Raw genomic sequence first — 26,558 nt, 5'->3', positions numbered from 1 at the left:
GAGGTCAGCCGCGCAGGATGACGTCCTCCGCGACGTAGTAGAGCGTGACGTCGATCTCGTCGAGCGGGACGCCGTGTTTGGCGTGGTAGGCCTGACGGTAGAGCTCGAGCTGCAGCATCCGCTCGTCCTTCTCGGCCGGCGTTCGCGGCGCGACGCCCGTCTTCCAGTCGACGATCTCGATGCGGCCGCCGCGGTCTTCGCGTCGGTACACCGCGTCGAGCTTGCAGATGACGATGTGCGGGAGCCCGTCCGGGCCGATCGTCGTGAAGTCGATCTCGGTCTCGACCTCGATCGGCTGCCGTGACGCCCACTCCGATGCGAGGAACCGCTCGCGCAGCGCCGCCAGCGCGGCGGCGTCCTCGACGGACGCCTCGGTGCCGGGAACCTCCTCGTCGGTCTCCCACAGTGCGTCGTCGAGCGAGCCGCCGAGACCGGCGCGTCCGGACCGCTGCTCGACCCAGGCGTGGAAGAGCGTGCCGAGCCGCGTCTGCCGGAAGGGACGTTCCGGCATGGGACGCGCGATGCCCGCCAGGGTTCCTTCGAGATCGGCCACGTACTCCTTGTAGCGCGACGCCGCGATGCGGGTCGGAGCGGTGTGCACCGGTCGCGCGCGGCGCGCGTCGCGTTCGGCGAGAAGCAGCGCCGCTTGCGGGTCGAGTTCTCCGCGCGGCGCCGCCGAGGCGGCCTCGACGGCGCGCGCGGCATCCTCGACTGCCGCGCGGCGGCCACCGAGCGGATCGATCGGCCACTGCAGCATGCGACGCTCCCCCTGGTACGGATCGTCACCGGCCTCGTCGTCCGGCAGCGTGACGCCGAGCGCCTCGGCGATCTCGGCGAAGAAGACGCTCCGTGTGCGCGGCCGCTTCGTGCCCGACCACGTCGCCCCGGTGAGGAGCAGGTGATCGCGGGCGCGGGTCACCGCGACGTAGGCGAGGCGTCGGTCCTCCTCGAGCTGTCGGCCCCGGTTCGCCTCGACGAACGCGTCGATCGCCTCCTTGAGCTCCTGCTGCGTCTGGGCGGACTGCCAGCCCAGAGCCGGCAGCCAGGCCGAGTCTCCGCGGAAGGCGTAGGGCAGCACGCCGAAACCCAGCCAGGCCTTGGTGTCGCGGGGTGCGCTCGGCAGCTCATCCTTCACGAGGCGCACGACCGCGACGGCATCCCACTCGAGGCCCTTCGAGCCGTGGATGGTGAGCAGCTGCACGACGTCGTCCTCGGGCGGCTCGGTGCGCGGCGCGAACTCGTCGAGCTGCTCGGCGTGGTCGAGCCAGGCGAGCAGACTCGCGAGCGAGCCGGTCTCGTCTGCCGCGAGGAAGGCGTGCACCTCGTCGACGAACGCCCGCAGCTGAGCCGACGCGATGCGCGCGGGTCCTCGCGTCTCGTTCGCGGCGAGCTCGATGTCCAGGCGCAGCTCTAGTTCGATCAGTCGCACGAGTTCGGGAATCGGCATCCCGCTCGCCTGCCGGAGTCCGGCGAAGACGGATGCGGCGTCGCGCAGTCGCTCGCGGGCCTCGGGCGTGAATCCCGCCAGCCAGCTGTGGTCGGGCTTCTGCCGCAGCACGAAGTCGAGCGCGTCGACGAGCGAGCCGTCATCGTCGCCGGCACTGCCGCGAATGCGTTCGACGACCTCGGGCGCGAGTGGCTGAAGGGCGGTGTCGTGCCGTGCGAGGCGTCGCGAGAGCGCCGCCAGCTCACGCAGATCCGGCAGGCCGATCGACCAGCGAGGACCCGACAGCAGACGGATGAGCGCCGAGCCCGCGGACGGATCACTGATGACCCGCAATGCGCAGACCACGTCGACCACTTCGGGCGTCGAGAGCAGTCCGCCGAGGCCGAGGATCCGATGCGGGATGCCGCGCCGCCCGAGCGCGTCGCCGAAGCGCACCATGTGCTTCTTGCTGCGGAAGAGGATGGCGCCGGTCGTCGGCCGACCCTCCTGCGCGCGCTCTGCGCGCACGCGCGCGAACCAGTGGGCCACGCGATCGGCCTCGGTGTCGAGGTCGGCGTCGAAGCCGAGCTCGACGTCACCCGCCGGAGCACCGGGCCTCGCGCGCAGTTCCTCCACCGCCACCGTTCCGGCGGACGCCGCGAGCGGCGCGAGCACGGCGTTGGCCGCCGTCAGCACGGAGGCACTGTTGCGCCAGCTGGTCAGGAGCGCGTACCGCGGGCAGGGCGAGCCCGGGCAGAACGCGTCGGCGAAGCCGCCCAGATTGCCGGCACTCGCGCCGCGCCAGCCGTAGATCGCCTGATGCGGATCGCCGACGGCCATCACCCCGGTGCCCGCGAAGAGCGCCGCCAGCAGGTCGGTCTGCGCCACCGATGTGTCCTGATACTCGTCGAGGAGGACGACGCGATAGCGGTCGCGCAGCTCGTCCGCCACAGCGGGATGACTGGCGACGACTTCGAGCGCGCCGGCCACCTGGTCGGAGAAGTCGATGACTCCGAGCCGGAGCTTCTCTGCGGCGTACTCCCGGGCGAGATCGGTCAGGAGCGCCAGAGCATCGACCCGTTCCACCGCGTCGGCGACGTCGGCGTAGACGGTCGTCCGGCGGTTGGTCGACGGCAGTTCGCGCACCGTGCGGAAGCGCTCGGGGAACGCGGCGAGCGCGTCGAAGTCGACCAGGTTGTCGACCCCGTCGCGCGCGATCCGCAGCGCCGCGTCGACGATGGACCGCACCGCCTCACCACGCGCCTCGAGGCGCGGATCGTCAGAGGCGAAGACGACGCGGCGCATGAGCAGCCAAGCCGCCGACTCCGAGAGGACGGCGGCCTCGGCATCCCGCCCGATCCGCAGCGCATGCTCGCGGACGATCTGGTCGGCGAAGCTGTTGTACGTCGCCACCGTCGGCCGATGAAGCAGGGCGTCGTCGGCGGAATCCTGCGGGGTCGCATCCACCGCGTGCGCGAGGGCATCGAGCAGCCGGTGGCGCTCGGCGGTCGCGCGAGCGCCATCTGCTCCGGACCTCTCGAGCTCGCCGAACGGGGCAAGGGCTCCGGCCTCGGCCAGGCCCGGCAGCGCGGGAAGCAGGCCACGGCGCTCGAACTCGGCCAGCCGCGCGAGACGCTTCTGGATGCGCTCGGCCAGTTCACCGGCCGCCTTACGGGTGAAGGTCAGACCGAGCACCTCGTCGCGGCGGACGATGCCGTTCGCCACCAGCCACACGACCCGCGCAGCCATCGTCTCGGTCTTGCCGCTGCCGGCACCCGCGACGACGAGAGCCGGTGCCAGGGGTGCCTCGATGACCGCGGTCTGCTCGTCCGTCGGGGGGAACTGGCCGAGCGCGGCCGCGATGACGCGCGCCGACAGCATCGGCGTGGATGCGATGGGGTCTGCAAGCGTCGGCTGGGTGGACACACCCTGCACGACGGTCACGAGGCGCTCACCGCGCCCACCGTGTGGATGCGGCACAGTCCGTAGGAGTGCTCGTCGCGGCAGTGCTCTTCGTAGGGTGCGGTGAAGGTCTCTCCGCGCATGACCGCCACGGCCGTGCGGATGCGGCCGAGGAACGCGTCCCGGCGCTCCTCGTCGAACGGAGGCTGCCACGGCGTCGCATAGTCGGACTTCGTCGCGGTCGGGCGGAGGACGAGAAGCTTCGCGCCGCCGGCGGGGTATCCGTTCGCCTCGGCGATCGCGCCGGCCTCGAACGCCAGCTGATAGGCCGCGAGCTGCGGATTGTCGAGCACCTTGGCATCGGTCTGCGGCTCTCGCTTGCCCGTCTTGAGATCCATGATGACCACGGTCCCCTCGGGCGTGAGCTCCACGCGATCGATGTAGCCCGACAGGATCACGCGGTGGTCGTCGGCGCCGGTGCCGTCGGGTGCGGGATCGGCAAGCCTCGCATCCGAAGCTTGTACGACCTCGCCGTCGAAGAGCGGGATGTGCACCTCGAAGTGGGGCTCGGCCCCGATCAGCGCGCCTCCCGCGTCCTCGAAACGCCGCAGATACAGATGCAGGCGCCGCACCAGGTCGCGCGCGCGGGTCTGCTCGGCGCGGTCCCGCCACGCGGCCTCGAACGTCAGCTCGCCCCACCGCGCCTCCACCTCGGCCCAGAGAGCCGCTTCGTCGTGACCCGAAGCGTGCTCGAGTGCCGCATGGATGATCGTGCCGAGGCCTGCCGTCGTCCCGCCCGGGTCGCCGCCGAGATCCCCGATGACCCAGTTCAGCTCGCACTCCTCGAGAGCGTGCAGGCGGGATGGCGAGACGCGCACGTCTTCTCGCGACAGGTCCCGGAGGGGGCCGGTGGACGTCGGACGGGAGACGCCGTACCACTCGCGCGGAGCGGCGCCGGGTACTCCGGCATCCGCCAGCAGGGCGAGCTGTTCGGCGGCGCGTGCCGCGGAGGTCGCCCACGGACCCGCCGGTGCCGTGCCCGGACGCGCTCCGGCCGCAATGAGCGTGCGAGATCCCTGCTGGGTGAGCGTCCGCCGGTGTCGCGCCACGAGTCCGCGCAGCGACACCGGATGGTCGAGCTCCAGCGGCTCAGGGTCGGGGAGCAGCTCGAAGAAGACGCTCGGGCCGGTGTCGTCATCGTCCACGGCGGTCACGATCAGCTGCGCAGTGGCGCGCGACAGAGCCCGCGCGAGCAGCCGCAGCTCGTCGTGCATCGCCGCGCGGCGACGGTCGAAGGCGCCGAGCGTCTCGCCGTCGGAGCGGGTGGCGGCATCCGCCAGTCGCCAGGTGTCGAGCAGACTCCCTCGCAGTCGCGTGTTCGGCCACACGCCGTCCTGCACACCGGCGACGACGACGGTGTCGAATTCGAGGCCCAGTGCGCCGGCCGGCGTCATGATGCGGACGCTGTCGTCGCGCGTCGGAGCCTCCAGGCGATCCTCCGCGACGCCGCTGTCGAGGATCGACCGTACGAACACGCGCGGATCGGCGTCGAGCGAGCGCTCCACGAAACGCTTCGCGGCCTGGAACAGCGCGACCAGGGCGTCGAGGTCGCGGTGGGCCTGCTCGGCCAGAGGGCCGTTCCCTCGCGCCAGTTCCGCCCAGGGGCGCGCGAGCCCGCTGCGGTCCCACGCGGTCCAGAGCAGCTCGTGGGCGGTCGCGCCGCGGTCGAGGTCGTCGCGCAGCGCCTGGAGGGTGCGCGCGAGCGACCCCGCGCGCCGCGCCTCGCGCGTGTCGAGCAGATCGAACTCCAGCGGCTGCCGCATCGCCGACAGCACCAGGTCGCGCCCCGAGCGCTCCGCGGTCCGCCCGTCCTGCGCGTCATCCGCGTCCTCGACCTCGTCGGCGCCCGTATCGAGCACGCGACGCAGCTCGGCGTGGCGCAGGGCCGAACGGAGCCGGCGGAGCTCGATCACGTCGAGCCGGCCGTACGTGCCGACCAAGGCCGCCGACACCTCCTCGAAGGTCCATTCGTCGCGGGAGGCGAGTTCGACGAGCCGCAGCAGGTCGGCCACGGGCCGCACCGCGCCGAGCGCCCGGCCCGGGCCGCTCGAGCGCGCGGGCACCTCTCTGGCCGACAGCTCGGCCTCGAGCGCGGCCACCTGGCGTGTGTCGTGGGCGATCACCGCGCACTCCCGCCACGGCACGCCGTCGTGCACGTGACGCTCACGCAGCACGCGGGCGACGGCGTCGTACTCCTCGGCCGTCGAGTTCACGGTGAGCACCCGCACCGACGCGTCGGGTTCGGTGTCGGCGGCGGCGCCGCGATGGGCGACCACGCCGACCGCGCCGATGCGCTGGGTCACCCCTCCCACGAGCTCGCGCTGCCACACCGTGCCGCGATGCCCGCCGCTGAGCACGTGCACCGTGCCGAGCGACGCCGCCAGGCGCGCGAAGTTCTCGGGCGTCGCGCCGCGGAACGAGCCGGAGCCGACATCCGGATCGCCGAAGGCGAGCACGGCGGCACCGCGCGCGCGCACGGCCTCCAGCAGTTCGACACCGCCGAGCGTCAGCTCCTGCGCGTCGTCGACGAGCACCACTCCCACCCGGTCGACTGCCGGGCTGCCGGCCGGCGCCGTGCGCAACAGGCCGACGGCCTCGCGGACCAGTCCCGCGGCATCCCGATGCGCGCCGCGCATGCCGTCGCGCACCTGCAGGTACTCGGCGAAGAACGAGGAGAGCGCGACCCAGGCGGGCAGCTCGTGACGCTCGCCCAGCTCGCGCAGGCGCCGAGGTCCGATGCCGAGCGTGGTGCATTCGGCGAGGAAGGTGCGCACCTCCGTGCGGAAGCCGGCGGTGCCGCGGATCGCGGCGCCGAGCCAGTCCGGCCAGCGCACGGCCCCGGCCGCCTCGTCCTCTTCGTCGCCTTCGAGGAGATCGCGGATGATCTGGTCCTCGTCGCCACCGGTGAGCAGCTGCGGCGGGTCGGCGTCGACGGCTACCGCGTGCGCCCGGACGATCTGGAACGCGTACGACGCGACCGAACGTGCGAGCGGACCGGTCGTCGCCACCTCGACGGCGAGTCCGAGCCGGTCGCGCAGGGCCGTCGCGGTCTGGCGGGAGGGTGTCAGGACGAGCACGGTGTCGGGGTCGACGCCCGCCTCGACGAGGGCCGCCACCCGGGCGACCAGCGTCTCGGTCTTGCCCGTTCCGGGTGCGCCGACGACGACACCCGATGCCTCGACGGGGAGGGCCAGCACGGACCGCTGCGGCGCGTCCGGCGCGTACGTCGCGCGCTGCTGGCTCCCCGAGTTCACCCTTCGACGGTAGCGCGGCCGGCCGACATCGGCCGTTCGCCCAGAGCGTGTCCGGGGCGGGCGGATGCCCCTCCGCTGTGTCGTAGAGTTGCCATGCGTCCGGGGAGCCCTCAGCCTTTCGGCTAGTACACCGTCGCCCCGCGCAGGAGGTCAGTCACGTGGAGATCCGCATCGGCATCGCGAACACCGGCCGCGAGCTCAACTTCGAGACGAACGAGCCGGCGGCCGACGTGAAGAAGTCCGTCGCCGCGGCGCTGGACGCGGGCGCGACGCACGTGACGTTCGCCGACGCCAAGGGCAACTCGTACATCGTCCCCACCGCCGGCCTGGCGTACATCGAGCTCGGCTCCGAGGAGTCCCGCCGCGTCGGCTTCGTGGCCTGATCGGACTCTCGACGTGCAGATCCTCATCGCCTTCATCGTCGGCGCGGTCATCGGCCTCGGCATCCACTTCCAGCTGCACCAGCGGCTGACGCGCGGTGTCGTGGTCGCCCCGATGATCGGCGCCGTCTCGGCAGGACTCGCGTGGGCGATCCTGACGTGGGCGGGGGTCGGCATCGACACCCCGTGGCCGTGGCTCGCGGCGCTGATCGTCCCGATCGTCGTCACCTACCCGGCGATCATCGCGATCTCCCGCATCCGTGTCGCTCACGACGCGCGCGAGAAGACCCGCCTCGGCATCGGCTGATCTGGCGCAGCGTCGCCGGACATCGGACCCACCGCGACCGCGGGCGAACGCCCGCGCCAGTCAGCGGCTTGCAGCCGGAGGCTCAGGCCGCCAGCCCCATCGCGTCCATGCGGCGCGAGTGAGCGGCCATCAGCTCGGTGAAGACGGGCTCGACCTTCTGCTCCTCCGCGCGCCCCAGTGACATCGGCCGCAGCGCGGCACGGGCGATGAGCAGCGTGTCGCCGACGAGCCGGCGGCCCCACAGCGCCAGCAGCGATTTCCACTCGGCGTCGCTCGCGATGGTCTCGGTGATCAGCTCCACGATGGCCTGCCGGTCGTCGTCGGCCTGCAGGATGCGGGCGACGCGGTCGCCGGTCTCGCCGTAGCTCGCCGACAACGCGAGGTAGAAGTCGTCGAGCATGCCCGCCGTGATGTGCACCGACAGCATCGTCTCCTGAGAACGGACCCCGTGGGTCGCCGCGCGGAAGCCGTCGAGCGGCTCGCGGAACGGCCGCATGATCTCGGTCGGATCGTCGCCGCGCTCCCGGATGAGCGCGACCAGAGCCTCGTGCTTGGTGAGCGCGGCGCCGGCGGCGCGGGAGACCGCCTCCTTCTCTCCGAGCTCCGGAGTCGTCTGGATCAGCTCGGTGAGGGTCTCGAAGAACCCCAGCTGCAGATAGGCGGCCTGTCCGAGGAACGTGTCGATGTCGGGGGCGAGCTCCTCGAAGTCCACACGATTGCCGCCGCTCAGCTCGTCCCGCGAGCGCAGCTGCAGTTTGCGGCCGGTCTCGCGCCGCTCCCAGAACCACTTCACCATGCACGAAAGCCTACGAGGCGGCGCCCTTCACGTGTTCACGCCGGATACCTCCGGTATCGTGGGTCACGTCCCCGGCGTCGGATCGGGGCGCCCGCGCCTGTGGGAGAGAAGGGCGTGGATCGCACTTCCGCCCGCGCGGCGACCTCGAAGAGGCCGGAACCGCGCCCGGGCAAGAACCCAGGCAGCATCTCACTGCCGGACAGGCACACATCGTGACGACCTTCGCCGAACTCGGCGTTGATCAGGACATCGTCGAGGCGCTCTCCGCAAAGGGCATCGTCGACGCATTTCCCATCCAAGAGCAGACCATCCCCCTCGGCCTCCCGGGCCAGGACATCATCGGCCAGGCCAAGACCGGCACCGGCAAGACCTTCGGCTTCGGCATCCCCGTCGTCCAGCGGCTCGGTCCGACCCCCGCGCCGGGCGTCAAGGCGCTCATCGTGGTGCCGACCCGCGAGCTGTGCGTCCAGGTCTACGAAGACATGGACATGCTCACGTCGAATCGCCCGACCAGTGTGGTCGCCATCTACGGCGGCAAGGCGTACGAGGGCCAGATCGACCAGCTGAAGGCCGGCGCCCAGATCGTCGTCGGCACCCCCGGCCGCCTGATCGACCTCAACAACCAGCGGCTGCTCGACCTCTCGCACGCGACCGAGGTCGTGCTCGACGAGGCCGACAAGATGCTCGACCTCGGATTCCTGCCCGACATCGAGAAGATCTTCTCGAAGGTCCCCGCCATCCGCCACACGCAGCTCTTCTCGGCCACCATGCCCGGGCCGATCGTCGCGCTGGCCCGCCGGTTCATGTCGAACCCGATTCACATCCGCGCGACCGATCCCGACGAGGGCCTCACGCAGGCGAACATCAACCACCTCGTCTACCGTGCGCACTCGCTCGACAAGGACGAGGTCATCGCCCGCATCCTGCAGGCGGACGGCCGCGGCAAGACGGTGATCTTCACGCGCACCAAGCGCGCAGCGCAGCGGCTCTCCGACGAGCTCGGCGACCGCGGGTTCAATACCGCCTCGGTGCACGGCGACATGAGCCAGGAGGCGCGCGAGCGTTCGATGGCCGCCTTCAAGGCCGGCAAGAAGGACGTGCTCATCGCCACCGACGTCGCCGCGCGCGGCATCGACGTCGACGACGTCACCCACGTCATCAACCACACGATCCCCGACGACGAGAAGACGTACCTCCACCGTGCGGGCCGCACCGGCCGCGCCGGGAAGACCGGCATCGCGGTCACCTTCGTCGACTGGGAGGACCTGCACAAGTGGGCCCTCATCAACCGCGCGCTCGAGTTCGGGCAGCCGGAGCCCGTCGAGACGTACTCCTCCAGCCCGCACCTGTTCAGCGATCTCGACATCCCGGCCGGCACGAAGGGGCGCATCGTGACCGCCCCGAAGACGCAGGCGGTTCGCGTGCAGCCCGAACGAGCAGCGGATGCCGCGGCCGAGGTCGAGACCAACGGCGAGGCCCCGGGCCGCCGGCGTCGCCGGCGTCGCGGTGGCGACTCCGAGCGTGTGGGCTCGACCTTCGAGCCCGCCGGCGGCGGCGCATCCGCCTCGGCCGGGCAGAGCGGGCCGTCGACCGACGGCGACCGTTCCAACGACGGCGGCGGGACCCACGACGGCGGCGGCAAGGAGCACCACGACGGAAAGCCCGCGCCGCGTCGGCGCCGTCGCCGTCGCGGCGGCAGCGGCGGCGGGTCCGCGCCCGCGGGCGGCGCCACGGTCGGCGCCTGATTCGTCTTGTCCGGTCGCGGTGCCGTCATGCGGCACCGCGACCGCGCTATGGTGAGCGCAAGCGGCGCACGTCGCGCCGCTACCTCGCAGTCAAGAAAGGCGTATCGTGCACATCCTCGATGCCGTCACCACCGGATATGAGTACCAGGGCTTTTGGGGCTCCTTCTGGGACATCATCTGGTGGTTCCTCTGGATCTTCTTCTTCATGGCGTACCTGTTCGCGCTGTTCGCCGTCATCGGCGACCTGTTCCGCGACCACAAGCTGAACGGCTGGTGGAAGGCGGTCTGGATCATCTTCCTGATCTTCGTGCCGTTCCTGACGCTGCTGGTCTACCTCATCGCACGCGGCAGCGGCATGGCCCAGCGCAGCGCGAAGCAGGCCTCCGAGCTGCAGAGCGCCCAGGACGCCTACATCAAGTCCGTCGCGGGATCGGGCGGCGCCAGCGCCGCCGACGAGATCGCCAAGGCCAAGGGTCTGCTCGACGCCGGCACGATCACGCAGGCCGAGTACGACGCGCTCAAGGCCAAGGCGCTGAGCTGATCACCTGAGCTGCGGCACGCACTGCAAGGAGACGCCTCTGTCCGCCCTCACGGGTAGACAGGGGCGTTTCCGGTCGCCCGCTCGATGATCCGCGCCACCATGTCGTCGCTGGTCGTGTTCTCGCCCGGCTGGTTGGGCTTGCCCAGACCGTGGTAGTCGCTCGAGCCGGTGACGATGAGATCGCGCTCGCGGCACAGGTCGCGCAGCGTGGTGAGGGCCGGATCCCGGTTCTCACGGTGTCCGAGTTCGAAGCCGGCGAGGCCGGCATCCAGCATCCGCTCCATCAGCCGCACCGGCAGCAGGCCGGCCCGTCCGGCGGGATGGGCGATGATGGGCACTCCCCCGGCACCGGCGACGAGGCCCACGGCGGTCACCGGGTCGGGAGCGTACAGCGCGACGTAGTAGTCGCCGCCCGGGCTGAGGATGCCGGCGAATGCCTCTGCGCGGTCGCGCACCAGCCCGCGAGCCACGAGCGCGTCCGCGATGTGCGGCCGCCCCACGGTCGCCCCGTCGCTCGTCTGCTCGAGGATGTCGTCCCACACGAGGTCGTAGTCGCGAGAGATCCGGTCGGCCATGAGCCGGGCGCGATCCAGACGCGAAGAGCGGATGCGGGTGGTCTCGGCGCGGAGCGCCGGCTCATCGGGATCCGGCAGATACGCCAGCACGTGGACGCTGCGCCATTCGTGACGGGCCGAGAGCTCCATGCCGGCGATGAAGGTCATGCCGAGCGACGTCGCGGCGTCGGCGGCCTCCGCCCACCCCGAGGTCGTGTCGTGGTCGGTGAGAGCCGCCGTCCGCACCCCGTAGCGGTGCGCGGACGCCATCACCTCGGCGGGCGGCTGCGTGCCGTCGGAGTTCGCGGAGTGCAGATGCAGATCGCTCGGCCCTTCGAAGCGCTGCGCGCCCGCGTCCCGGGGCTCCGCGCGCCGCGTCGGCGACGTATGGAACGGGCGTCGGGACGATCCGGGCATCCTCCGAGCGTAGCGCGGGCGCTACCTCGCGCCACGCCCGGTGCGCTGACGGATCTCCCAGCCTGCTCGCATAGAGTCGCCGTCGTGCTTCGCCTGCTCGGGATCCTCGTGACCGTGCTGTGCGCGATCGCCGCAGCGGTGCTCACGTTCCCCGGGTTCTTCCGGGTCGAGCGCATCTACCCGATCGCCCAGATCGTGTCGTTCCGTGGCATCCTCGCGCTCGCGTTCGCCGCGGCCGCGCTGCTCGCGCTGCTCCTCGCGATCGCACGGCCACTGCGGCCGTTGGCGTTCTCGATCGCGCTCGTCGCCGGGGTCGCGACCGTGGCGAACGTCGCCGTGCTGTCGGCGCGCGGCGGCCTCGGCACCGACCCGCTGCCGGCGAAGACGGATGCCAGCGTCCGGGTGATGACGTGGAACACGGCCGGCCCGGCGACGCCACCCGAGACCATCGCGAAGATCGCCGTCGCGATGGATGCCGACATCGTCGCCCTGCCCGAGACCACGATCGAGACAGGTGAGAGCGTCGCGCTCGCGATGCGCGACCTCGGCCACCGGATGTGGGCGCACCACGCCTCGGATCCGTCGACAGAATGGGACGCCGGGTCTACGACCCTCCTGATCTCGCCCGACCTGGGCGACTACGCGGTCATCGAGTCCTCACTCGACGGCACCAGCAACACCTCCACCGTGCCGAGCGCGGTCGCGATGCCCGTCTCGGGCAACGGCCCCATCGTGGTCGCCGTCCACGCGGTCGCGCCGCGGCCGAGCTACATGCAGAGCTGGCGCGACGACCTGCAGTGGCTGGCGGACCAGTGCGGCGACGGCAACGTGATCATGGCCGGCGACTTCAATGCGACCGTCGACCACATGGCGGGTCTGGGGCTCGACGGCGCCACCCTCGGCCACTGCACCGACGCCGCCGTCGAGACGGGCAACGGAGCGCTGGGCACCTGGTCGGCCGACCTCCCTGCCGTCCTCGGCACGCCGATCGACCATGTGATGGCCACCCCGCAGTGGCGCGCATCGGGGTCGCTCGTGCTGCGGTCGCTCGACGACTCCGGGTCGGATCATCGCCCGCTGATCGTCCAGTACGAGCCGGCCGGCTGAGCCTGTCTCGCAGCCGCCCGCGCATGCGAGACTGGGACGCATGAGCAGCGCAGCCAGCGAGCAGTCCACCGGCGCCACGAGCACCACGGAGACCGCCACACCGCCGACGACCAGCACCAACCGGCGCCAGCCGTTCGGTCAGGGCTTCCTCGACACGATCTCCACCGGGTGGGCCGAGCGCCCTGACACCGCACCCCCGGCGCGTCCGCAGGCGCCCTTCGCGGCGCGGCGCCGCGACGCGGTCTCGGCCGCGTTCCCCGGCAAGCGCCTGGTCATCCCCGCCGGTGAGCTGAAGCCGCGCAGCAACGACACCGACTACCCCTTCCGCGCCCACTCGGCGTTCTCGCACCTCACGGGGTGGGCGTCGGATTCCGAACCCGGCGCCGTGCTGGTCTTCGAGCCCCGCTCCTCGGGGGGCCACGACGTCACGCTGTACTTCCGCGAGCGCGCCGACCGCACGACGAGCGAGTTCTACTCGGATGCCTCGATCGGCGAGTTCTGGATCGGCCCCCGGCCTGCGCTCGCCGGCGTAGCCGCCGATCTCGCCCTTGCGACCGCCCACATCGACGACTTCGAGTCCGGCGACGGCGATGTCGTTCTCGACGAGGACGACGACCTCACGCGATTCGTGTCGGAGCTGCGGCTTGTGAAGGACGCGTACGAGATCGGGCAGATGGAGCTCGCGGTGCAGGTGACCGCCTCCGGCTTCGACGACATCGTCGCGAACCTGCCCGCCGTCGTCGAGCACCCCCGCGGGGAGCGCGTCGTGGAGGGCGTGTTCCATCAGCGGGCCCGCAGCGACGGCAACGCGGTCGGCTACGACACGATCGCCGCATCCGGTCCCCACGCGTGCTACCTGCACTGGACACGCAACGACGGCGCCGTGGTGCCGGGCGACCTCATCCTGATCGACGCCGGCGTCGAGGTCGACAGCCTCTACACCGCCGACATCACGCGCACGCTTCCGGTGAGCGGCCGCTTCACCGATGTGCAGCGCAAGGTCTACGAGACGGTGCGCGAAGCCGCCGACGCCGCCTTCGCCGCGGCTCGCCCGGGCGTGAGGTTCCGCTCCGTCCACGAGGCCGCCATGCAGGTCATCGCGGCACGGGTCGCCGAATGGGGCCTGCTGCCGGTGACGGCGGAGGAAGCGCTGGACGCCGACAGCGGCGGCCACCACCGTCGTTACATGGTGCACGGCACCAGCCACCACCTGGGCATCGACGTGCACGACTGCGCTCAGGCCCGCCGCGACATGTACTACGACGGCATCCTCGAGGCCGGCATGGTCTTCACGATCGAGCCGGGACTCTACTTCCAGATCGACGACCTCACCGTTCCCGAGGAGTACCGCGGCATCGGCGTGCGCATCGAGGACGACATCCTGATGACCGATGACGGCCCCGTCAACCTGTCGGCCGCCATCCCGCGTACCGCGGATGAGGTCGAGGCCTGGATCGCGGCCGGCGGGCGCTGAGCCCGTGGCCTACACCGCTCCGGCGCCGTTCACGACGCGCCCGACGCTGACCGGCACGTTCGGCATGTCGGCATCGACCCACTGGCTTGCGACGGCCACCGCGCAGGCGGTTCTCGAGCGCGGCGGCAACGCGTTCGACGCGTCGGTCGCCGCGGCCTTCGTGCTCCACGTGGTGGAACCACACCTCAACGGCCCCGGCGGGGACCTCGTCGGGATCTTCCAACCGGCGGGTGCCGCCGCCCCGACGGTGCTCATGGGCCAGGGACCCGCACCCGCGGGAGCGACGATCGAGCACTACCGCGATGAGGGGCTCGACCTCGTACCCGGTGCGGGCGGCCTCGCCGCGGCGGTGCCCGGGGCGGTCGACGCCTGGCTCCTGCTGCTGCGCGACCACGGGACGTGGGAGCTCACCGACGTGCTCGCATATGCGATCGGCTACGCCCGCGACGGGCACCCGCTGGTGGCAGGCGCCGCCGCGACCATCGCGCGCGTGGCCGAGCTGTTCCGGGATGACTGGCCGACCTCCGCCGAGCTGTGGATGCCCGACGGCGAACCTCCCGCCGCGGGGCGGGTCATGCGCAATCCGGCGTATGCCGCCGTCCTCGACGGGCTGGTGCACGCATCGTGTACCGTGCGCGACGACGGTCCGGTCGGGCGCGCCGCCCGGATCGACGCCGCACGCCGAGAGTGGAAGACGGGGATCGTCGCGCACGAGGCGTCGGCGTTCCTGGCCCAGCCGCATCGGCACTCGGACGGCGGCGCGCACGCGGGCGTCATCACGCCCGACGACTTCGCGGGCTTCGACGCCGGCTATGAACCGGCCGTGACGCGGGAGTTCCGCGGGCGCACGATCGCGAAGGCGGGTGCCTGGACGCAGGGGCCGGCGCTGCTGCAGACCCTCGGTCTGCTCGAGCCGCTCGCCGACGATCTCCTCGATCCGTCGCAGGAGGCCGGCGCCCACACGATCCTCGAGGCGCAGAAGCTCGCCTACGCCGATCGCGACGGCTGGTTCGGCGATGACGACGTAGACCTCGACGCGCTGCTGTCCGCCGACTATCTCGACGCGCGCCGCTCGCTGATCACCGAGACCGCCTCGGCGCAGTTCCGGCCGGGCCCGCTCCCGGGGCGCACGGCGTTCCGTCCCCCGCTGCGTACGACGTACGATGCGCCGGCGCTCGGCACCGGCGAGCCGACCGTCACGGCGGCCGAGCAGCGCGTGTCGTCTTCCGGTGAGACGCGGGGCGACACGTGTCATCTCGACGTCATCGACCGCTGGGGAAACATCGTCTCGGCGACGCCGTCGGGCGGCTGGCTGCAGTCGTCGCCGACGATTCCTGCGCTGGGGTTCTGCCTGGGCACCCGCCTGCAGATGACGTGGCTCGAGCCCGGGCACCCGTCCTCGCTCGTGCCGGGACGGCGGCCGCGCACGACGCTCACGCCGACGCTCGTCCTGCGCGGCGGTGCCCCCGAGTTCGCGATCGGCTCCCCCGGCGGCGACCAGCAGGACCAGTGGCAGCTGCTGGCGCTCCTGCGGATCATCGTCGGCGGCTACTCGCCGCAGCAGGCGATCGACGCCCCCGCGCTGCACACGACCTCGCTGCCCGAGTCGTTCTGGCCGCGCACGTGGACGCCCGCCGGCGCCGTCGTCGAGAACCGCCTGGGCGACGCCCTGATCGAAGGCCTCGAGCGCCGGGGACACGTCGTGACGCGCGCGGGCGACTGGGCGCTCGGCCGGGTGTCGGCCGTGGGACGGGATGCCGCCGCCGGCGTCGTCTGGGGTGCCGCCAACCCTCGCGGCATGCAGGGGTACGCCGCGGGACGATAGTCCTGCGCCGGCGCATCGCTCATGCGCCGGCCGAGGTCAGGCCGCTGCGGCTCGCACCTGCGGACCGACGTAGCGCGCCGACGGCCGGATGATCTTCGGGTCGCGCGCCTGCTCGAGGATGTGCGCGGTCCATCCGATGGTGCGGGCGACCGCGAACGTCGGCGTGAACATCGATCGCGGCAGCCCGCATCGCTCCATGACCAGCGCCGCCCAGAACTCCACGTTCGCATGCAGCTCGCGGCCGGGCTTGGCCTCAGCGAGCATCCGCTCGGCCGTCTCCTGGAACCGCACCGCCAGCTCGACGCGCGGACCGCCGGTGCGCAGCGCGACGCGCTTCATGAGCTCGGCGCGCGGATCGGCCGTGCGGTACACGGCATGGCCGAAGCCCATCAGCCGGCGCCCGGCCGCGAGCTCGCCGCGGATCCACGGCTCGATGCGGTCGGCGCTTCCCACGGCGTCCAGCCCGTCGAGCGCGCGCGACGGCGCCCCGCCGTGCAGCGGTCCGGTCAGAGCGCCGAGGGCGCCGGCCAGGCACGCGGCGGCATCCGCTCCGGTCGAGGCGATGACCCGCGCCGTGAACGTCGACGCGTTGAAGCCGTGGTCCATGACGGCGATGAGATACGTGGTGAGCGCGCGCTCGGTCTCCTCGTCGGGCTCGGCGCCGGTCACCTGGTACAGGTAGTTCGCGACGAGGCCTCGGCCGTCGAGCCCGGGCAGCGCCGCCTCCCCACGGCCCCGCCTCCAGAGCGCCCCTACCAGGACGGGCGTCGACGCGCCGAACGCGATCGCGTCGTCGAGGCGCTGGTCCTCGTCGAGATCGTAGAGCGGACGGATGCCGCGCCGCGCGCCGAGCAGCGGCCACGCCGCCGCGAGGCCGGCGAGCACCTCGGGCGTGGCCGACGCGACCGCGTCGACGACGGCATCGATGTCGCCACGGCGGCCGGCTGCGGCGGCGACGCGGGCGGCGAACCCGGCGCGGGAGGCGCCCGTCGCCGTCTCGCCCGTCACGAGCAGCTGCCAGGCGTCCTCGAACGTCGCCGAGGCCGCCAGCTCGATCGCGGAGCGGTCCCGGTACTGGTAGAAGCCCTCGGCGCCGCGGACATCGCTCACGGTCGTCTCGGCCACGATGACGCCGGCGAGACCTCGCGGGATGTCCTTCGTGGCGGACTGTGTCGTCGTGCTCATGTCGGCTCCTTGTCGTTCCGGGCCGCCCGTCCGGGTGTCGGGCGGGCGATTGCCGCTACAGTCAGTGTCGGAACTTGATCACGCTTTCGTCAATCTTGATCGGATCAACATCGTGAGTGACCTCCCCCGCCTCACCGCTGTGGAGGCGGCCGCGCGGCTCGGCGTCAAACCGGAGTCGCTGTACGCCTACGTGTCACGGGGACTCCTCTCACGCGAGCGGGACGCCGCCGGCTCGTCGTTCGATCCGCTCGAGGTCGAGGCCTTCGCCCGACGGCGTCGCCGGTCGCCCCGTGCCGCGCCGGGCACGGTTGCAGCGGGGACTCCCCTCATGGTGCTCGACACGAACCTCGCCCACATCGACGACGACGAATTGCACTACCGGGAGCGGTCTGCGTCCCGCCTCGCACGCGAGCAGTCGTTCGAAGAGGTCGTGACGTGGCTCTGGGATGTGCCGTCGCTGCGCGGTCCGTCGGACGCCGACCTCGCCGTGGCGCGCCGCACGATCGCGGCCCTCGGCGAAACGGCCTCGTCGCTGGATCGCATACTGGTCGCCGTCGCGGCGCTGGGCGCCACCGATCCCCTGCGCGACGACCCGGACCCGTCACAGCTCATCCGCGTCGGTGCGCGGCTGCTCACCGGCGTTCCCGCGTCTCTCTCTCCGCAGGGCGACGCCGACGCGATCGCCCCCACGCTGTGGCGTGCGCTGGCCGCGTCCGGCGATCCGCACGGACCGCGCCTGCTCGACGCCGCACTCGTCCTCGTGATCGACCACGACCTCGCCGTCTCGACGCTCGCTGCCCGGGTCGCCGCCTCGGCTCGGGCATCCGGCTACGCCGTCGTCACGGCCGCGCTCGGCGCGTTCGACGCGCCCCTGCATGGCACGGCGAGCCGTGCCGCCGTGCGCATGCTGCGCGCCGTGCAGGAGGGAGACCCGGCCTCCACGGCGATCGCCCGCGCGGTGCGCGACGGCGGGCGCGGCATCCCGGGCTTCGGCCAGGCGCTGTATGCCGGCGCAGACATGCGGGCAGCCGTGCTGATGGAACTGCTGCGGGAGACGCCCGGCAGCGCAGAGGTGATGGCGGCCGTCGACGCGGTCGCCGGTGAAGTGGCCCGCCGTGCCGACGCACGACCGAACCTCGACCTCGCCCTCGCGGCGCTCGCGCTCTGGGCGCAGATGCCCGACGATGCCGGCGCCGTCGTCTTCGCCGTCGGTCGCATCGCGGGCTGGATCACCCACGCGCTCGACGAGTACGACGAGCGCCCGATGCGGCTGCGGCCCCGGGGTCGTTACGTGGGTCCTGCGTCGGAGTGATTCCGGCGCATCCACGCGACGACCGGGGGGACGAGCCCGGCGGCGACCTCCGCCGGCGGGCGCTTCCGGCCCTTGACCTCGAACGAGTGGCCGCCGCCGTCGATCCACATGATCTCGGCGTCCCGGCACGAGGCGACCGCCGCGTCGAGCTGGTCGTGGGGATCGATGAAGGGATCGTTGGTGCCCTCGACGAACAGCTGCGGCTGCGAGACATCCGGCAGGTGCGCGGTACGGGCCTTGTCGGGACTCCCCGGCGGGTGGAGCGGATAGCCGAGGTAGATCAGCCCCGACGGATCGATCACGCCTTCCGCGGCAGCCATCGACGCCATGCGTCCGCCGTACGACTTGCCCATCGCGAAGATCGGCGCCCCGGCCGCGTTCTTCCTCAGGGCGGCGTGCACAGCGGCCCACGTCGCGACGGCGTGAGCCGCAGGGCCCGGCATCCGTCGCCCTGCCTCCAGGTAGGGGAAGTTGAAGCGCAGCGTCGCGACGCCCTCGTGCGCGAGCGCGTCGGCGAAGCCTGTCAGGAACGGATGCCGGTAGCCGGCGCCTGCGCCGTGCGCAAGGGCGGCGAACGCCCAGGGCGCCGCGGGCGCCACGAGGTCGGCCGAGATGTCGGCGCTTCCGTTCGGGAGCGCAACGGTGATCCGTGAGGAGTCCCCGCCTGCGCTCATGCGCGCTCGCTGTCTCCGGCGCGCGACTTCTTCGACGCGTCGACGGCGTCCTGCTCGTCGCCCTGGGCCGGATCCCCGGGGGCGGCATCCGGGGCGGCGGCGTCCGCAGGCGCACCGGAGACGTCGTCCGGTTCAGCCGCGGATGCCTCTGCGGCGGGCGGCTCGGGCGCCGGAGGGTGCGAATCCTGCCTGTCGGCATCCGCGTTCGGCACGACACGCTCGCCGTACCTCGGCGGCTCCGTCGTCGACGCGGCCGGAGCGGGCACGGCAGTCGCAGCAGGCGCCGTCGGAGTCGCGGGCGCCGCGGGCGCGACCGGCGCCGCTGGCGTCTGTGGGCCGAGCACCTGACGTGCGCGATGGACGCTGTTGTCGGTGACGGTGACCTCATAGTGGTCGGCCACGACCTGCATCACCGACGCGTAGTCGCGGCGGCGGCGCACGAACGAGTACGTCACGATGCTCAGCAGCATGCCGATCGCGATGCCCACGAACAGCACCCCGACGAAAGCCTGGATAGGCACCGACGGGGATCCGATCACCAGGATCGCGGAGAACAGCAGTCCGAGGAGGAGCCCGTTCACGGCGCCGGAACGCGCCGCCGACGCGTAGCCGAGGCGACCGGTGATCCGCTCGATCGAACGGAGCCCCTGACCCACGATCGCGATGTCGCGCGCCGGGATGTCGGCCGCGATCAGCGACGACACCGCCTTCTGCGCCGCCTCGTACGTCGGGAAACTCGCCACGGTCTGGCCGACCGCGTCGGAACCCTGCGGAGAGCGCCCTCCCATCATGGTCATCTCCCCATCCTCCCATGGCACGCGGACTACGCTGGGACGTGTGAGCACGCAGAGGGTTTTCGTCGCGCGCCTTTCCGGGTGCTCGGTCTTCGACCCCGCCGGCGACCGTCTCGGCAAGGTCCGCGACGTCGTCGTCATCTATCGAAAAGACGATCCGCCCCGCGTGATCGGACTGGTCGTGGAGATTCCCGGCCGACGCCACGTCTTCGTCTCGATCGGGCGCGTCACCTCCATCGCCACCGGCCAGGTGATCACCACCGGACTCATCAACGTGCGACGCTTCCAGCAGCGCGGCGGCGAGGTGCGCGTGATGGCCGAGATGCTCGGGCGCAAGGTGTTCTTCGCCGACGGCTCGGGCACCGCCGTGATCGAGGACGTCGCCATCGAGCGCAACCGTCTGGGCGAGTGGGATGTCGGACAGCTCTTCCTGCGCAAGCCGAAGACGAGCGCCTCTCCCTTCGCCAAGGGACCGACGACCTTTGCCAACTGGGATGCGGTGCGCGAGAGCCAGGTGCCGGGCGAGGCCCAGTCGGCCGAGCAGCTCGTCGCGACCTATTCCGAGCTGCGCCCCGCCGACCTGGCGAACACGCTGCTCGACCTCCCCGAGGATCGGCTCCTCGAAGTGGTCGAAGAGCTCCCCGACGACCGTCTCGCCGACGCGCTGGAGGAGATGCCCGAGGACGAGCAGGTTCACATCCTCGAGGCGCTCGACGACGAGCGCGCCGCCGACATCCTCGATGCGATGGAGCCCGATGATGCCGCCGATGTGCTGGGCCAGCTGCCCGAGGACCAGCGCGAGGAGCTGCTGGAGCTCATGCAGCCCGAGGAGGCGGAGGACGTTCGCGCGCTGTTGAAGTACGGCCCCGACACCGCGGGCGGTCTCATGACGAGCGAGCCCATCGTGCTGTCCGCCGACGCGACCATCGCCGAGGCGCTCGCCCTCATCCGGCGCCACGAACTGCACCCCGCACTCGCGGCCGCGGTCTTCGTGACGCTGCCGCCGTACGAGACGCCGACGGGCAGGCTGCTCGGCACCGTGCACTTCCAGCGGATGCTGCGCTACCCGCCCCACGAGCGCCTCGGCGCGATCATCGACGACACGCTCGACCCGGTGCCCGCCACCGCATCGGCCGCCGAGGTGGCCCGACTCCTCGCGTCGTACAACCTCGTCTCGCTTCCTGTCGTGGATCCGGCCCACCGGCTGGTCGGCGCGATCAGCGTCGACGACGTGCTGGACTACCTGCTGCCCGAGGACTGGCGATCTCACGATGCGGAGGATGATGAACGCCGCCCGGCATCCGAACCCGTACCGACGAACACGGCGAGCACGCTGACCTTCGGCACGCCCAAGAGCACCGGCAGGAGGCGCTGATGGCACGCGCCAACCGCCAGCCCTCACTCGACGCGCCGCGCGGCCGCTCCGGCATGCTGCAGCGCAGCCCGCAGCAGTCCAGCGACAGGTTCGGGCGCTTCTCCGAGGCGTTCGCCCGCGCGATGGGCACGTCGGGCTTCCTCATCGGCATGACCGTCTTCGTGGCCGTGTGGCTCGCGTGGAACATCTTCATGCCCCCGCAGCTGCAGTTCGACCCTGCCGCGACCAACTTCACGCTGCTGACGCTGATCCTGTCGCTGCAGGCGTCGTACGCGGCCCCCCTGATCCTGTTGGCGCAGAACCGGCAGGACGACCGCGACCGGGTCCAGATCGAGCAGGACCGTCAGCGCGCCGAGCGCAACCTCGCAGACACCGAGTACCTCGCGCGCGAGGTCGTGGCGCTGCGCATGGCCGTAAACGACTTCGCCGACCAGGTCGTGACGCGCGAGGTGCTCCGCACCGAGCTGCGCGCCCTGCTCGAGAAGCTCGACAACAACCCCGAGGTCGACGAGGGCGCCACCAGATGAGCGTTCCCACGGACGCGGACGCCGTCCGCACCGCCGTCGGCGCTGTGCCCGATCCGGAGCTGCGCCGTCCGATCGGCGAGCTCGACATGGTCCGCGACATCTCGGTGGACGGCGGCGTCGCCCATGTCGCGATCGCCCTCACCATCGTCGGATGCCCGGCTGCCGACCGCATCGCCTCCGACGTGCGCGCGGCCGCGGCATCCGTCCCGGGCATCACGGATGTCGCGCTCGATGTCGGCGTCATGACTCCGGCCGAGCGGCACGCGCTCACCGAGCGACTCCGCGGCGGACGCACGCGCGAGATGCCGTTCGGCCCCGGCACCCTGACGCGCGTCATCGCCGTCACGAGCGGCAAGGGTGGTGTCGGCAAGTCCACTGTGACGGCGAACCTCGCCGCCGCGCTCGCCGAGCGCGGCCTGGCCGTCGGGCTCGTCGACGCCGACGTGCACGGCTTCTCGATCCCCGGTCAGCTTGGTCTCGTGGCCGCCGACGGCAGCGTCCCGCAGCCCACGCGCGTCGACGACCTCATGCTGCCCCCCGTCGCGCACGGCGTGAAGGTGATCTCGATCGGGATGTTCCTGCGCGGACGGGACGGGGACAGCCCGGTCGGCGCCGTCGCATGGCGCGGGCCGATGCTGCACCGCACCGTGCTGCAGTTCCTCACCGATGTGTACTTCGGCGATCTCGACGTGCTTCTGCTCGACATGCCCCCGGGCACCGGCGACGTCGCGATCTCGGTCGGCCAGCTGCTGCCGAACGCGGACGTGCTGGTCGTGACCACGCCGCAGACCGCGGCCTCGGATGTCGCTGTGCGCAGCGGCCTGGTGGCGCGTCAGACGGGCCAGAGGGTGATCGGCGTGATCGAGAACATGTCCGCGCTGACTCTTCCCGACGGCACGACGCTGGATCTGTTCGGCGCCGGAGGCGGCGCCGCGGTCGCCGCGGCGCTGTCTCAGCCCGACGCCGAGGTTCCGCTGCTGGGCTCGGTCCCGCTCAGCCCGACGCTGCGGGAGGACGCGGATGCCGGCGTCCCGGCCGTCCTCGCACACCCCGGCGATCCGGCGGCCGAGGTCATCGCACGCATCGCCGCAGAACTGGCGCGTGCGCCGCGGGGCCTGTCGGGACGCTCGCTCCCGTTCCGCCCGCGGTGACATCAGCTCGGCGTCAGGTCGCCTCGGTGTCGTAGGGCGTCGGCCCGTCCGCCGGACCGCGGAAGGGCGACGCCACGGGCGTGGTCGGGGGCGTCGGTGCGGGCGCGGCCTGCGCTGCGGCGGCGACACTGGCCACCGGCGCATCGTCCAGCAGCGCCTCGCGGATGATCCGCCGCGGATCGTACTGGCGCGGGTCGAGGGTGCGCCAGTCGACGTCGTCGAAGTCCTCGCCCATCTCGTCGCGCACACGCGTGCGCGCGGTGGTCACCCACTCCCGCGCCCGCTTCGTCAGTCCCGCGAGGGACTCCGCATACCGCGGCAGACGCTCGGGTCCGAGGATGAGTGCCGCGACGAGTCCGATCAGCAGAAGCTTCTCGATCGTGAGGCCGAAGATCATGCCTTCAGATTACCGCCGTGCCTGTGCGGTCAGCACCGCGGGGCCGCGTAGGCTGGCGGGCGGAGGGATGCTGATGGGAGAGCAGAACGCGAACCAGCGGTTCGTCGATGAGGCGACGAGCGAGCCGGAGCACATCGCGCGAGCTCGTGCGCACGCGCTCGAGCTCGGAGCCGCGCCGATCAGTCCCGCCATCGGCGCGCAATGTGCGGTCATCGCCGCCGCGTCGCAGGCGCTCAACATCGTCGAGATCGGCACGGGCGCCGGAGTGTCCGGTCTCTGGCTGCTGCACGGTTCGCCCCGCGCCACCCTCACCACCATCGACAAGGAACCCGAGCATCTCGGAGCCGCGCGTCAGGCCTTCGCTGAAGCGCGGATCCCGCCGGCCCGTGCCCGATTCATCACCGGCCGCGCCGCAGAGGTGCTGCCCCGCATGAACGAGGCGTCCTACGACATCGTGCTCGTGGACGCCGATCCCGATGGCGTCATCGAGTACGTCGAACACGGCCTCCGCCTCGTGCGCGCCGGTGGCACGGTGCTCGTCCCCCGCGTCCTCGCCGGCGGCGGCGTCGCCGACCCGGTCCGCCGCGACTCGGTGACCACCGCCTACCGCTCGCTCATCCAGGAGACGCAGGCATCGCCCGCCGTGATCGGAGCACTGTCGATCACCGGCGAAGGGCTGCTGCAGCTCACCACCGTCGCCCTCTCCTGAGACAGTCCCGGAGAGACGCGAATGGCCGGTCCCGTCGGGACCGGCCATTCGCGCAACGTGCAACTACGCGGCGTTGACGACGCCACCCAGTACGTCGTAGAGCTCCTTGGCCTCAGCGTCGTTCACCGAGACGACCAGGCGACCGCCTCCCTCGAGCGGCACGCGCACGATGATGAGTCGACCCTCCTTCACGGCCTCCATCGGCCCGTCTCCGGTTCTCGGCTTCATGGCTGCCATTGCGGCTCCTTTTCATCGATGGTCTGCGGATCAAGTTTATCGTGAGGGCACGTGCCCCGGGCACGCCTGGGGAAAGCGGCATCCGTCATGTCGCGTCATGGCACCTGCCACGTGCTGTTGCCGAGCGCGTACATGTTGTAGATCCACCACCACTGGCCGATCAGGCACAGCAAGAGCACCCCGCTACGCCATACACGCGACCGCGGCACCGCGAACGCACCCCACAACGGTGAGAGCGGGACGAGCAGCCGGAAGATGCTCGACTGTGGAAAGAAGACCAACAGCAGGTAAACCAGATAGCTGGCGCTCCACAGCCGGATCTCGATTCCCAGGCGGCGCACCTGCGGCAGGAGGACGAGCGCCGCCGCGATCAGCAGGACCCCGGCGCCGACAAGGGCGTAGCCGAGAGCGAGCGGCAGATGCCACATCGACTCGAACCAGAACGACACCCCCGCGAGGAACGGTTCGAGCGGAGCGAAGGACGGGTCACCGGGCACCCAGTTCCGGCGCCAGGCGAGTTCGGTGGCAAGGTAGGCACCGGGTTCGCCGGTCACCCAGCCGGCGATGAGCTGCCACGCGAACCCAGCCAGGGCGGCGAGCAGGCCCAGCGCGATGATGTGGGCGACCTCGGCCCTGCGCAGCGGTTCGCGCGCCCGGTGGAACCACCTCCAGATGCCGAAGAGGGCCAGGAACAACGCGAACGCCAGCACGCCGGGACGCGTGAACGCCATCAGAGGGATGAGCAGGTACAGCCAGCCATAGCGCCGCCGCGCCACGCACCAGAGAGCGCAGAACAGCCACAAGAGGTTGAGCGACTCGGCATAGCCGATCTGGAACAGCGCGGCGAGCGGGCCACTGGCGAAGAACGCCACCGCCCAGAGCGTCGCCGATTCGTCGAGGCGGCTCCGCAGCAGACCGTAGAGGGCGACGGATGCTCCGTACCCCGCGATGAGCGACACGATCAGGGCACCGGTCCCCCACTGGCCGCCGAACGGCACGGCGACCGCCTGCGCGAGGTAGGGGTAGAGCGGAAGGAACGCCCATGCGTTCTCCGCCACCTGCCCGGCATCCGTCAGCGGAAGCGAGGTCGGGTAGCCCGAGAACGCGACCAGCCAATACCACGCGCCATCCCACGCGACGACGGTGTCGCCGAGGCCGGCATCCGCTCCCATGCGGCTCTGGAAACCCGACAGCTCGGCCGCGAGAAAGAGGAACAGCGTGGTGATCAGGCGCGCGCCCAGGTAGATCGCCGCCACCCGCAGTGCGATACTCCGCCACGAGGGGCGGGGCGCGGTATCGGCCGTCAGCTCGTCGCCAGCCACGCCCGCAGGCCCTGCTCGACCGCCTCGATCTGAGCCACCGGCACCCGCTCCTCGTCGTGGTGGGCGAGGTGCGGGTCTCCCGGTCCATAGTTGACGGCCGGCACGCCCAGCGCGCTGAAGCGGGCGACGTCGGTCCAGCCGTACTTCGGGCGGGGCTCGGCGCCGACCGCTGAGAGGAACTCCTGCGCCAGCGGTGCGTCGAGACCCGGACGAGCGCCCGCCGCCACATCGACGACCTCGACATCGAAGCCGGAGAACACCTCGCGCACATGCGCCTCGGCCTCAGCGGCATCGCGGCTCGGAGCGAAGCGGTAATTGACCTCCACCTCGCACAGATCGGGGATGACGTTGCCGGCGACGCCGCCGCCGATGCGGACCGCGTTGAGGCCCTCCCGGTATACGAGTCCCTCGACAGCGACATCGCGCGGCTCGTAGGCGGCGAGCCGGCCGAGCACGGGCGCCGCCTTGTGGATCGCGTTCTCGCCGATCCAGGCCCGCGCACTGTGGGCGCGGACGCCGTGCGTGCGCACGATGGCGCGGAGGTTGCCGTTGCAGCCGCCCTCGACCTCGCCGTTCGACGGCTCGCCGAGAATCGCGAAGTCGCCGGCGAAGAGGTCGGGGCGCGTGCGTGCCAAGCGGGTGAGACCGTTGAGGTCGGCGTCGACCTCTTCGTGGTCGTACCACATCCACGTGATGTCGACGCGTGGAGCGATCAGCTCGGCGGCGAGCTTGAGCTGCACTGCAACGCCCGCCTTCATGTCGACCGTGCCACGGCCCCAGATGAACGGCTGCCCCTCGAGCTCGACGTCCTTCGTCGGGACGTTGCGGTTGATCGGCACGGTGTCGATGTGCCCGGCGATCACGACGCGCTGCGCGCGACCGAGGCTCGTGCGCGCGACGATGGTGTCACCGTCGCGGTAGACCTCCAGGTGATCCAGCGCGGAGATCTCCGCGAAGATCGCGTCGGCGAGGAGCTTCTCATCGCCCGACTCGCTCGGAATGTCGCAGATGATGCGAGTGAGTTCAGCAGAGGACAGCGACAGATCGAGCGCGGGCATTCCCCGAGTCTACCGAGCGGAATGATGCC

Annotated in this window: 23 protein-coding genes; 12 read left to right on the top strand and 11 right to left on the bottom strand. The window is 71.6% G+C overall.

Annotated features, from left to right (window positions below; genetic code table 11):
* Positions 1–4 precede the first annotated feature (4 nt).
* Both Q9R08_RS04610 and Q9R08_RS04605 read right to left on the bottom strand, forming a co-directional pair.
* Positions 5–3,307, bottom strand: a complete 3,303-nt coding sequence (locus Q9R08_RS04610; protein WP_308867662.1) for an ATP-dependent DNA helicase — start codon at positions 3,305–3,307, stop codon at positions 5–7.
* 59 nt (positions 3,308–3,366) lie between these two features.
* On the bottom strand, positions 3,367–6,642 hold the full coding sequence (locus Q9R08_RS04605; RefSeq protein ID WP_308866682.1) for an ATP-dependent helicase: 3,276 nt from the start codon (positions 6,640–6,642) through the stop codon (positions 3,367–3,369).
* A 158-nt stretch (positions 6,643–6,800) separates the two neighbouring features.
* On the opposite strand from Q9R08_RS04605, the gene Q9R08_RS04600 reads away from it, so the two are divergent.
* Both Q9R08_RS04600 and Q9R08_RS04595 read left to right on the top strand, forming a co-directional pair.
* Positions 6,801–7,025: a DUF3107 domain-containing protein gene (locus Q9R08_RS04600; RefSeq protein ID WP_045296833.1), complete on the top strand. Its 225-nt coding sequence runs from the start codon at positions 6,801–6,803 to the stop codon at positions 7,023–7,025.
* Positions 7,026–7,038: 13 nt separating this feature from the next.
* On the top strand, positions 7,039–7,329 hold the full coding sequence (locus Q9R08_RS04595) for a hypothetical protein (RefSeq protein ID WP_308866681.1): 291 nt from the start codon (positions 7,039–7,041) through the stop codon (positions 7,327–7,329).
* Positions 7,330–7,411: 82 nt separating this feature from the next.
* On the opposite strand, the gene Q9R08_RS04590 is transcribed toward Q9R08_RS04595, so the two are convergent.
* A complete protein-coding gene (locus Q9R08_RS04590) occupies positions 7,412–8,125 on the bottom strand; it encodes a ferritin-like fold-containing protein (protein WP_308866680.1) in 714 nt (237 codons plus the stop codon).
* A 212-nt stretch (positions 8,126–8,337) separates the two neighbouring features.
* Between Q9R08_RS04590 and Q9R08_RS04585 the strand changes: the two genes are divergently transcribed.
* Entirely contained in the window at positions 8,338–9,870 is a 1,533-nt protein-coding gene (locus tag Q9R08_RS04585) for a DEAD/DEAH box helicase (protein WP_308866679.1), read from the top strand.
* A gap of 106 nt (positions 9,871–9,976) precedes the next feature.
* Positions 9,977–10,411 (top strand): SHOCT domain-containing protein, encoded by a 435-nt coding sequence (locus Q9R08_RS04580; protein WP_308866678.1) that lies wholly within the window; start codon positions 9,977–9,979, stop codon positions 10,409–10,411.
* Positions 10,412–10,458: 47 nt separating this feature from the next.
* On the opposite strand, the gene Q9R08_RS04575 is transcribed toward Q9R08_RS04580, so the two are convergent.
* Positions 10,459–11,382, bottom strand: a complete 924-nt coding sequence (locus Q9R08_RS04575) for a PHP domain-containing protein (RefSeq protein ID WP_308866677.1) — start codon at positions 11,380–11,382, stop codon at positions 10,459–10,461.
* Between the two features lie 84 nt (positions 11,383–11,466).
* Here Q9R08_RS04575 and Q9R08_RS04570 point away from each other — a divergent pair, with 84 nt between their 5' ends.
* The 3 genes from Q9R08_RS04570 to Q9R08_RS04560 are packed head-to-tail and all read left to right on the top strand — an operon-like array spanning position 11,467 to position 15,788.
* A complete protein-coding gene (locus Q9R08_RS04570; protein ID WP_308866676.1) occupies positions 11,467–12,489 on the top strand; it encodes an endonuclease/exonuclease/phosphatase family protein in 1,023 nt (340 codons plus the stop codon).
* A gap of 40 nt (positions 12,490–12,529) precedes the next feature.
* On the top strand, positions 12,530–13,963 hold the full coding sequence (locus tag Q9R08_RS04565) for an aminopeptidase P family protein (protein WP_308866675.1): 1,434 nt from the start codon (positions 12,530–12,532) through the stop codon (positions 13,961–13,963).
* Positions 13,964–13,967: 4 nt separating this feature from the next.
* Complete coding sequence (locus Q9R08_RS04560; RefSeq protein WP_308866674.1) at positions 13,968–15,788, top strand: gamma-glutamyltransferase family protein; 1,821 nt, start codon at positions 13,968–13,970, stop codon at positions 15,786–15,788.
* Positions 15,789–15,824: 36 nt separating this feature from the next.
* Here Q9R08_RS04560 and Q9R08_RS04555 read toward each other — a convergent pair whose 3' ends face one another.
* Positions 15,825–16,973 carry a citrate/2-methylcitrate synthase gene (locus Q9R08_RS04555; RefSeq protein WP_308866673.1) on the bottom strand — a complete coding sequence of 383 codons (1,149 nt, stop codon included), beginning with the start codon at positions 16,971–16,973 and terminating at the stop codon, positions 15,825–15,827.
* A 112-nt stretch (positions 16,974–17,085) separates the two neighbouring features.
* Here Q9R08_RS04555 and Q9R08_RS04550 point away from each other — a divergent pair, with 112 nt between their 5' ends.
* Positions 17,086–18,285 carry a citrate/2-methylcitrate synthase gene (locus Q9R08_RS04550; protein ID WP_308866672.1) on the top strand — a complete coding sequence of 400 codons (1,200 nt, stop codon included), beginning with the start codon at positions 17,086–17,088 and terminating at the stop codon, positions 18,283–18,285.
* On the opposite strand, the gene Q9R08_RS04545 is transcribed toward Q9R08_RS04550, so the two are convergent.
* On the bottom strand, positions 18,261–18,959 hold the full coding sequence (locus Q9R08_RS04545) for an alpha/beta hydrolase family protein (RefSeq protein ID WP_308866671.1): 699 nt from the start codon (positions 18,957–18,959) through the stop codon (positions 18,261–18,263). The genes Q9R08_RS04550 and Q9R08_RS04545 overlap by 25 nt on opposite strands.
* Positions 18,956–19,756, bottom strand: coding sequence for a YflT domain-containing protein (locus Q9R08_RS04540; RefSeq protein ID WP_308866670.1), 801 nt, complete (start codon positions 19,754–19,756; stop codon positions 18,956–18,958). The genes Q9R08_RS04545 and Q9R08_RS04540 overlap by 4 nt, the downstream gene beginning before the upstream one ends.
* A 40-nt stretch (positions 19,757–19,796) precedes the next feature.
* Between Q9R08_RS04540 and Q9R08_RS04535 the strand changes: the two genes are divergently transcribed.
* Genes Q9R08_RS04535 through Q9R08_RS04525 form a run of 3 tightly spaced genes read left to right on the top strand, consistent with a single transcriptional unit; the run spans position 19,797 to position 22,806 of the window.
* Positions 19,797–21,128, top strand: a complete 1,332-nt coding sequence (locus tag Q9R08_RS04535) for a magnesium transporter (RefSeq protein ID WP_308866669.1) — start codon at positions 19,797–19,799, stop codon at positions 21,126–21,128.
* Positions 21,128–21,655, top strand: a complete 528-nt coding sequence (locus Q9R08_RS04530; protein ID WP_308866668.1) for a DUF1003 domain-containing protein — start codon at positions 21,128–21,130, stop codon at positions 21,653–21,655. The genes Q9R08_RS04535 and Q9R08_RS04530 overlap by 1 nt, the downstream gene beginning before the upstream one ends.
* Entirely contained in the window at positions 21,652–22,806 is a 1,155-nt protein-coding gene (locus tag Q9R08_RS04525; protein WP_308866667.1) for an Mrp/NBP35 family ATP-binding protein, read from the top strand. Before Q9R08_RS04530 ends, Q9R08_RS04525 begins: the two co-directional genes overlap by 4 nt.
* A gap of 13 nt (positions 22,807–22,819) precedes the next feature.
* On the opposite strand, the gene Q9R08_RS04520 is transcribed toward Q9R08_RS04525, so the two are convergent.
* The gene (locus Q9R08_RS04520) at positions 22,820–23,203 is read right to left on the bottom strand and encodes a Sec-independent protein translocase subunit TatA/TatB (RefSeq protein ID WP_308866666.1); all 384 of its coding nucleotides are present in this window, start codon (positions 23,201–23,203) and stop codon (positions 22,820–22,822) included.
* 73 nt (positions 23,204–23,276) lie between these two features.
* Here Q9R08_RS04520 and Q9R08_RS04515 point away from each other — a divergent pair, with 73 nt between their 5' ends.
* Positions 23,277–23,912 (top strand): O-methyltransferase, encoded by a 636-nt coding sequence (locus Q9R08_RS04515; RefSeq protein WP_308866665.1) that lies wholly within the window; start codon positions 23,277–23,279, stop codon positions 23,910–23,912.
* Positions 23,913–23,975: 63 nt separating this feature from the next.
* Here Q9R08_RS04515 and Q9R08_RS04510 read toward each other — a convergent pair whose 3' ends face one another.
* The 3 genes from Q9R08_RS04510 to dapE all read right to left on the bottom strand — a co-directional run bounded on the left by Q9R08_RS04510 (position 23,976) and on the right by dapE (position 26,529).
* Positions 23,976–24,149 (bottom strand): DUF3117 domain-containing protein, encoded by a 174-nt coding sequence (locus Q9R08_RS04510; RefSeq protein ID WP_019179788.1) that lies wholly within the window; start codon positions 24,147–24,149, stop codon positions 23,976–23,978.
* A gap of 95 nt (positions 24,150–24,244) precedes the next feature.
* Positions 24,245–25,471 (bottom strand): hypothetical protein, encoded by a 1,227-nt coding sequence (locus Q9R08_RS04505; protein WP_308866664.1) that lies wholly within the window; start codon positions 25,469–25,471, stop codon positions 24,245–24,247.
* Complete coding sequence (dapE, locus tag Q9R08_RS04500) at positions 25,453–26,529, bottom strand: succinyl-diaminopimelate desuccinylase (protein WP_308866663.1); 1,077 nt, start codon at positions 26,527–26,529, stop codon at positions 25,453–25,455. Before dapE ends, Q9R08_RS04505 begins: the two co-directional genes overlap by 19 nt.
* Positions 26,530–26,558: the final 29 nt, after the last annotated feature.

This window comes from Microbacterium psychrotolerans (assembly GCF_031085295.1).
GTDB classification, from domain to species: domain Bacteria; phylum Actinomycetota; class Actinomycetes; order Actinomycetales; family Microbacteriaceae; genus Microbacterium; species Microbacterium psychrotolerans.
This window is presented reverse-complemented; position numbering and strand designations above follow the sequence as displayed.

Excerpts from the sequence above, each read along its gene's own strand:
- Q9R08_RS04565 (WP_308866675.1), top strand. The coding sequence starts at position 12,530 with ATGAGCAGCGCAGCCAGCGAGCAGTCCACCGGCGCCACGAGCACCACG.
- Q9R08_RS04520 (WP_308866666.1), bottom strand. The coding sequence starts at position 23,203 with ATGATCTTCGGCCTCACGATCGAGAAGCTTCTGCTGATCGGACTCGTC.
- Q9R08_RS04545 (WP_308866671.1), bottom strand. The coding sequence starts at position 18,959 with ATGAGCGCAGGCGGGGACTCCTCACGGATCACCGTTGCGCTCCCGAAC.
- Q9R08_RS04590 (WP_308866680.1), bottom strand. The coding sequence starts at position 8,125 with ATGGTGAAGTGGTTCTGGGAGCGGCGCGAGACCGGCCGCAAACTGCAG.
- Q9R08_RS04540 (WP_308866670.1), bottom strand. The coding sequence starts at position 19,756 with ATGACCATGATGGGAGGGCGCTCTCCGCAGGGTTCCGACGCGGTCGGC.
- Q9R08_RS04530 (WP_308866668.1), top strand. The coding sequence starts at position 21,128 with ATGGCACGCGCCAACCGCCAGCCCTCACTCGACGCGCCGCGCGGCCGC.
- Q9R08_RS04555 (WP_308866673.1), bottom strand. The coding sequence starts at position 16,973 with ATGAGCACGACGACACAGTCCGCCACGAAGGACATCCCGCGAGGTCTC.
- Q9R08_RS04525 (WP_308866667.1), top strand. The coding sequence starts at position 21,652 with ATGAGCGTTCCCACGGACGCGGACGCCGTCCGCACCGCCGTCGGCGCT.
- Q9R08_RS04510 (WP_019179788.1), bottom strand. The coding sequence starts at position 24,149 with ATGGCAGCCATGAAGCCGAGAACCGGAGACGGGCCGATGGAGGCCGTG.
- Q9R08_RS04575 (WP_308866677.1), bottom strand. The coding sequence starts at position 11,382 with ATGCCCGGATCGTCCCGACGCCCGTTCCATACGTCGCCGACGCGGCGC.
- dapE (WP_308866663.1), bottom strand. The coding sequence starts at position 26,529 with ATGCCCGCGCTCGATCTGTCGCTGTCCTCTGCTGAACTCACTCGCATC.
- Q9R08_RS04515 (WP_308866665.1), top strand. The coding sequence starts at position 23,277 with ATGGGAGAGCAGAACGCGAACCAGCGGTTCGTCGATGAGGCGACGAGC.
- Q9R08_RS04610 (WP_308867662.1), bottom strand. The coding sequence starts at position 3,307 with ATGCTGTCGGCGCGCGTCATCGCGGCCGCGCTCGGCCAGTTCCCCCCG.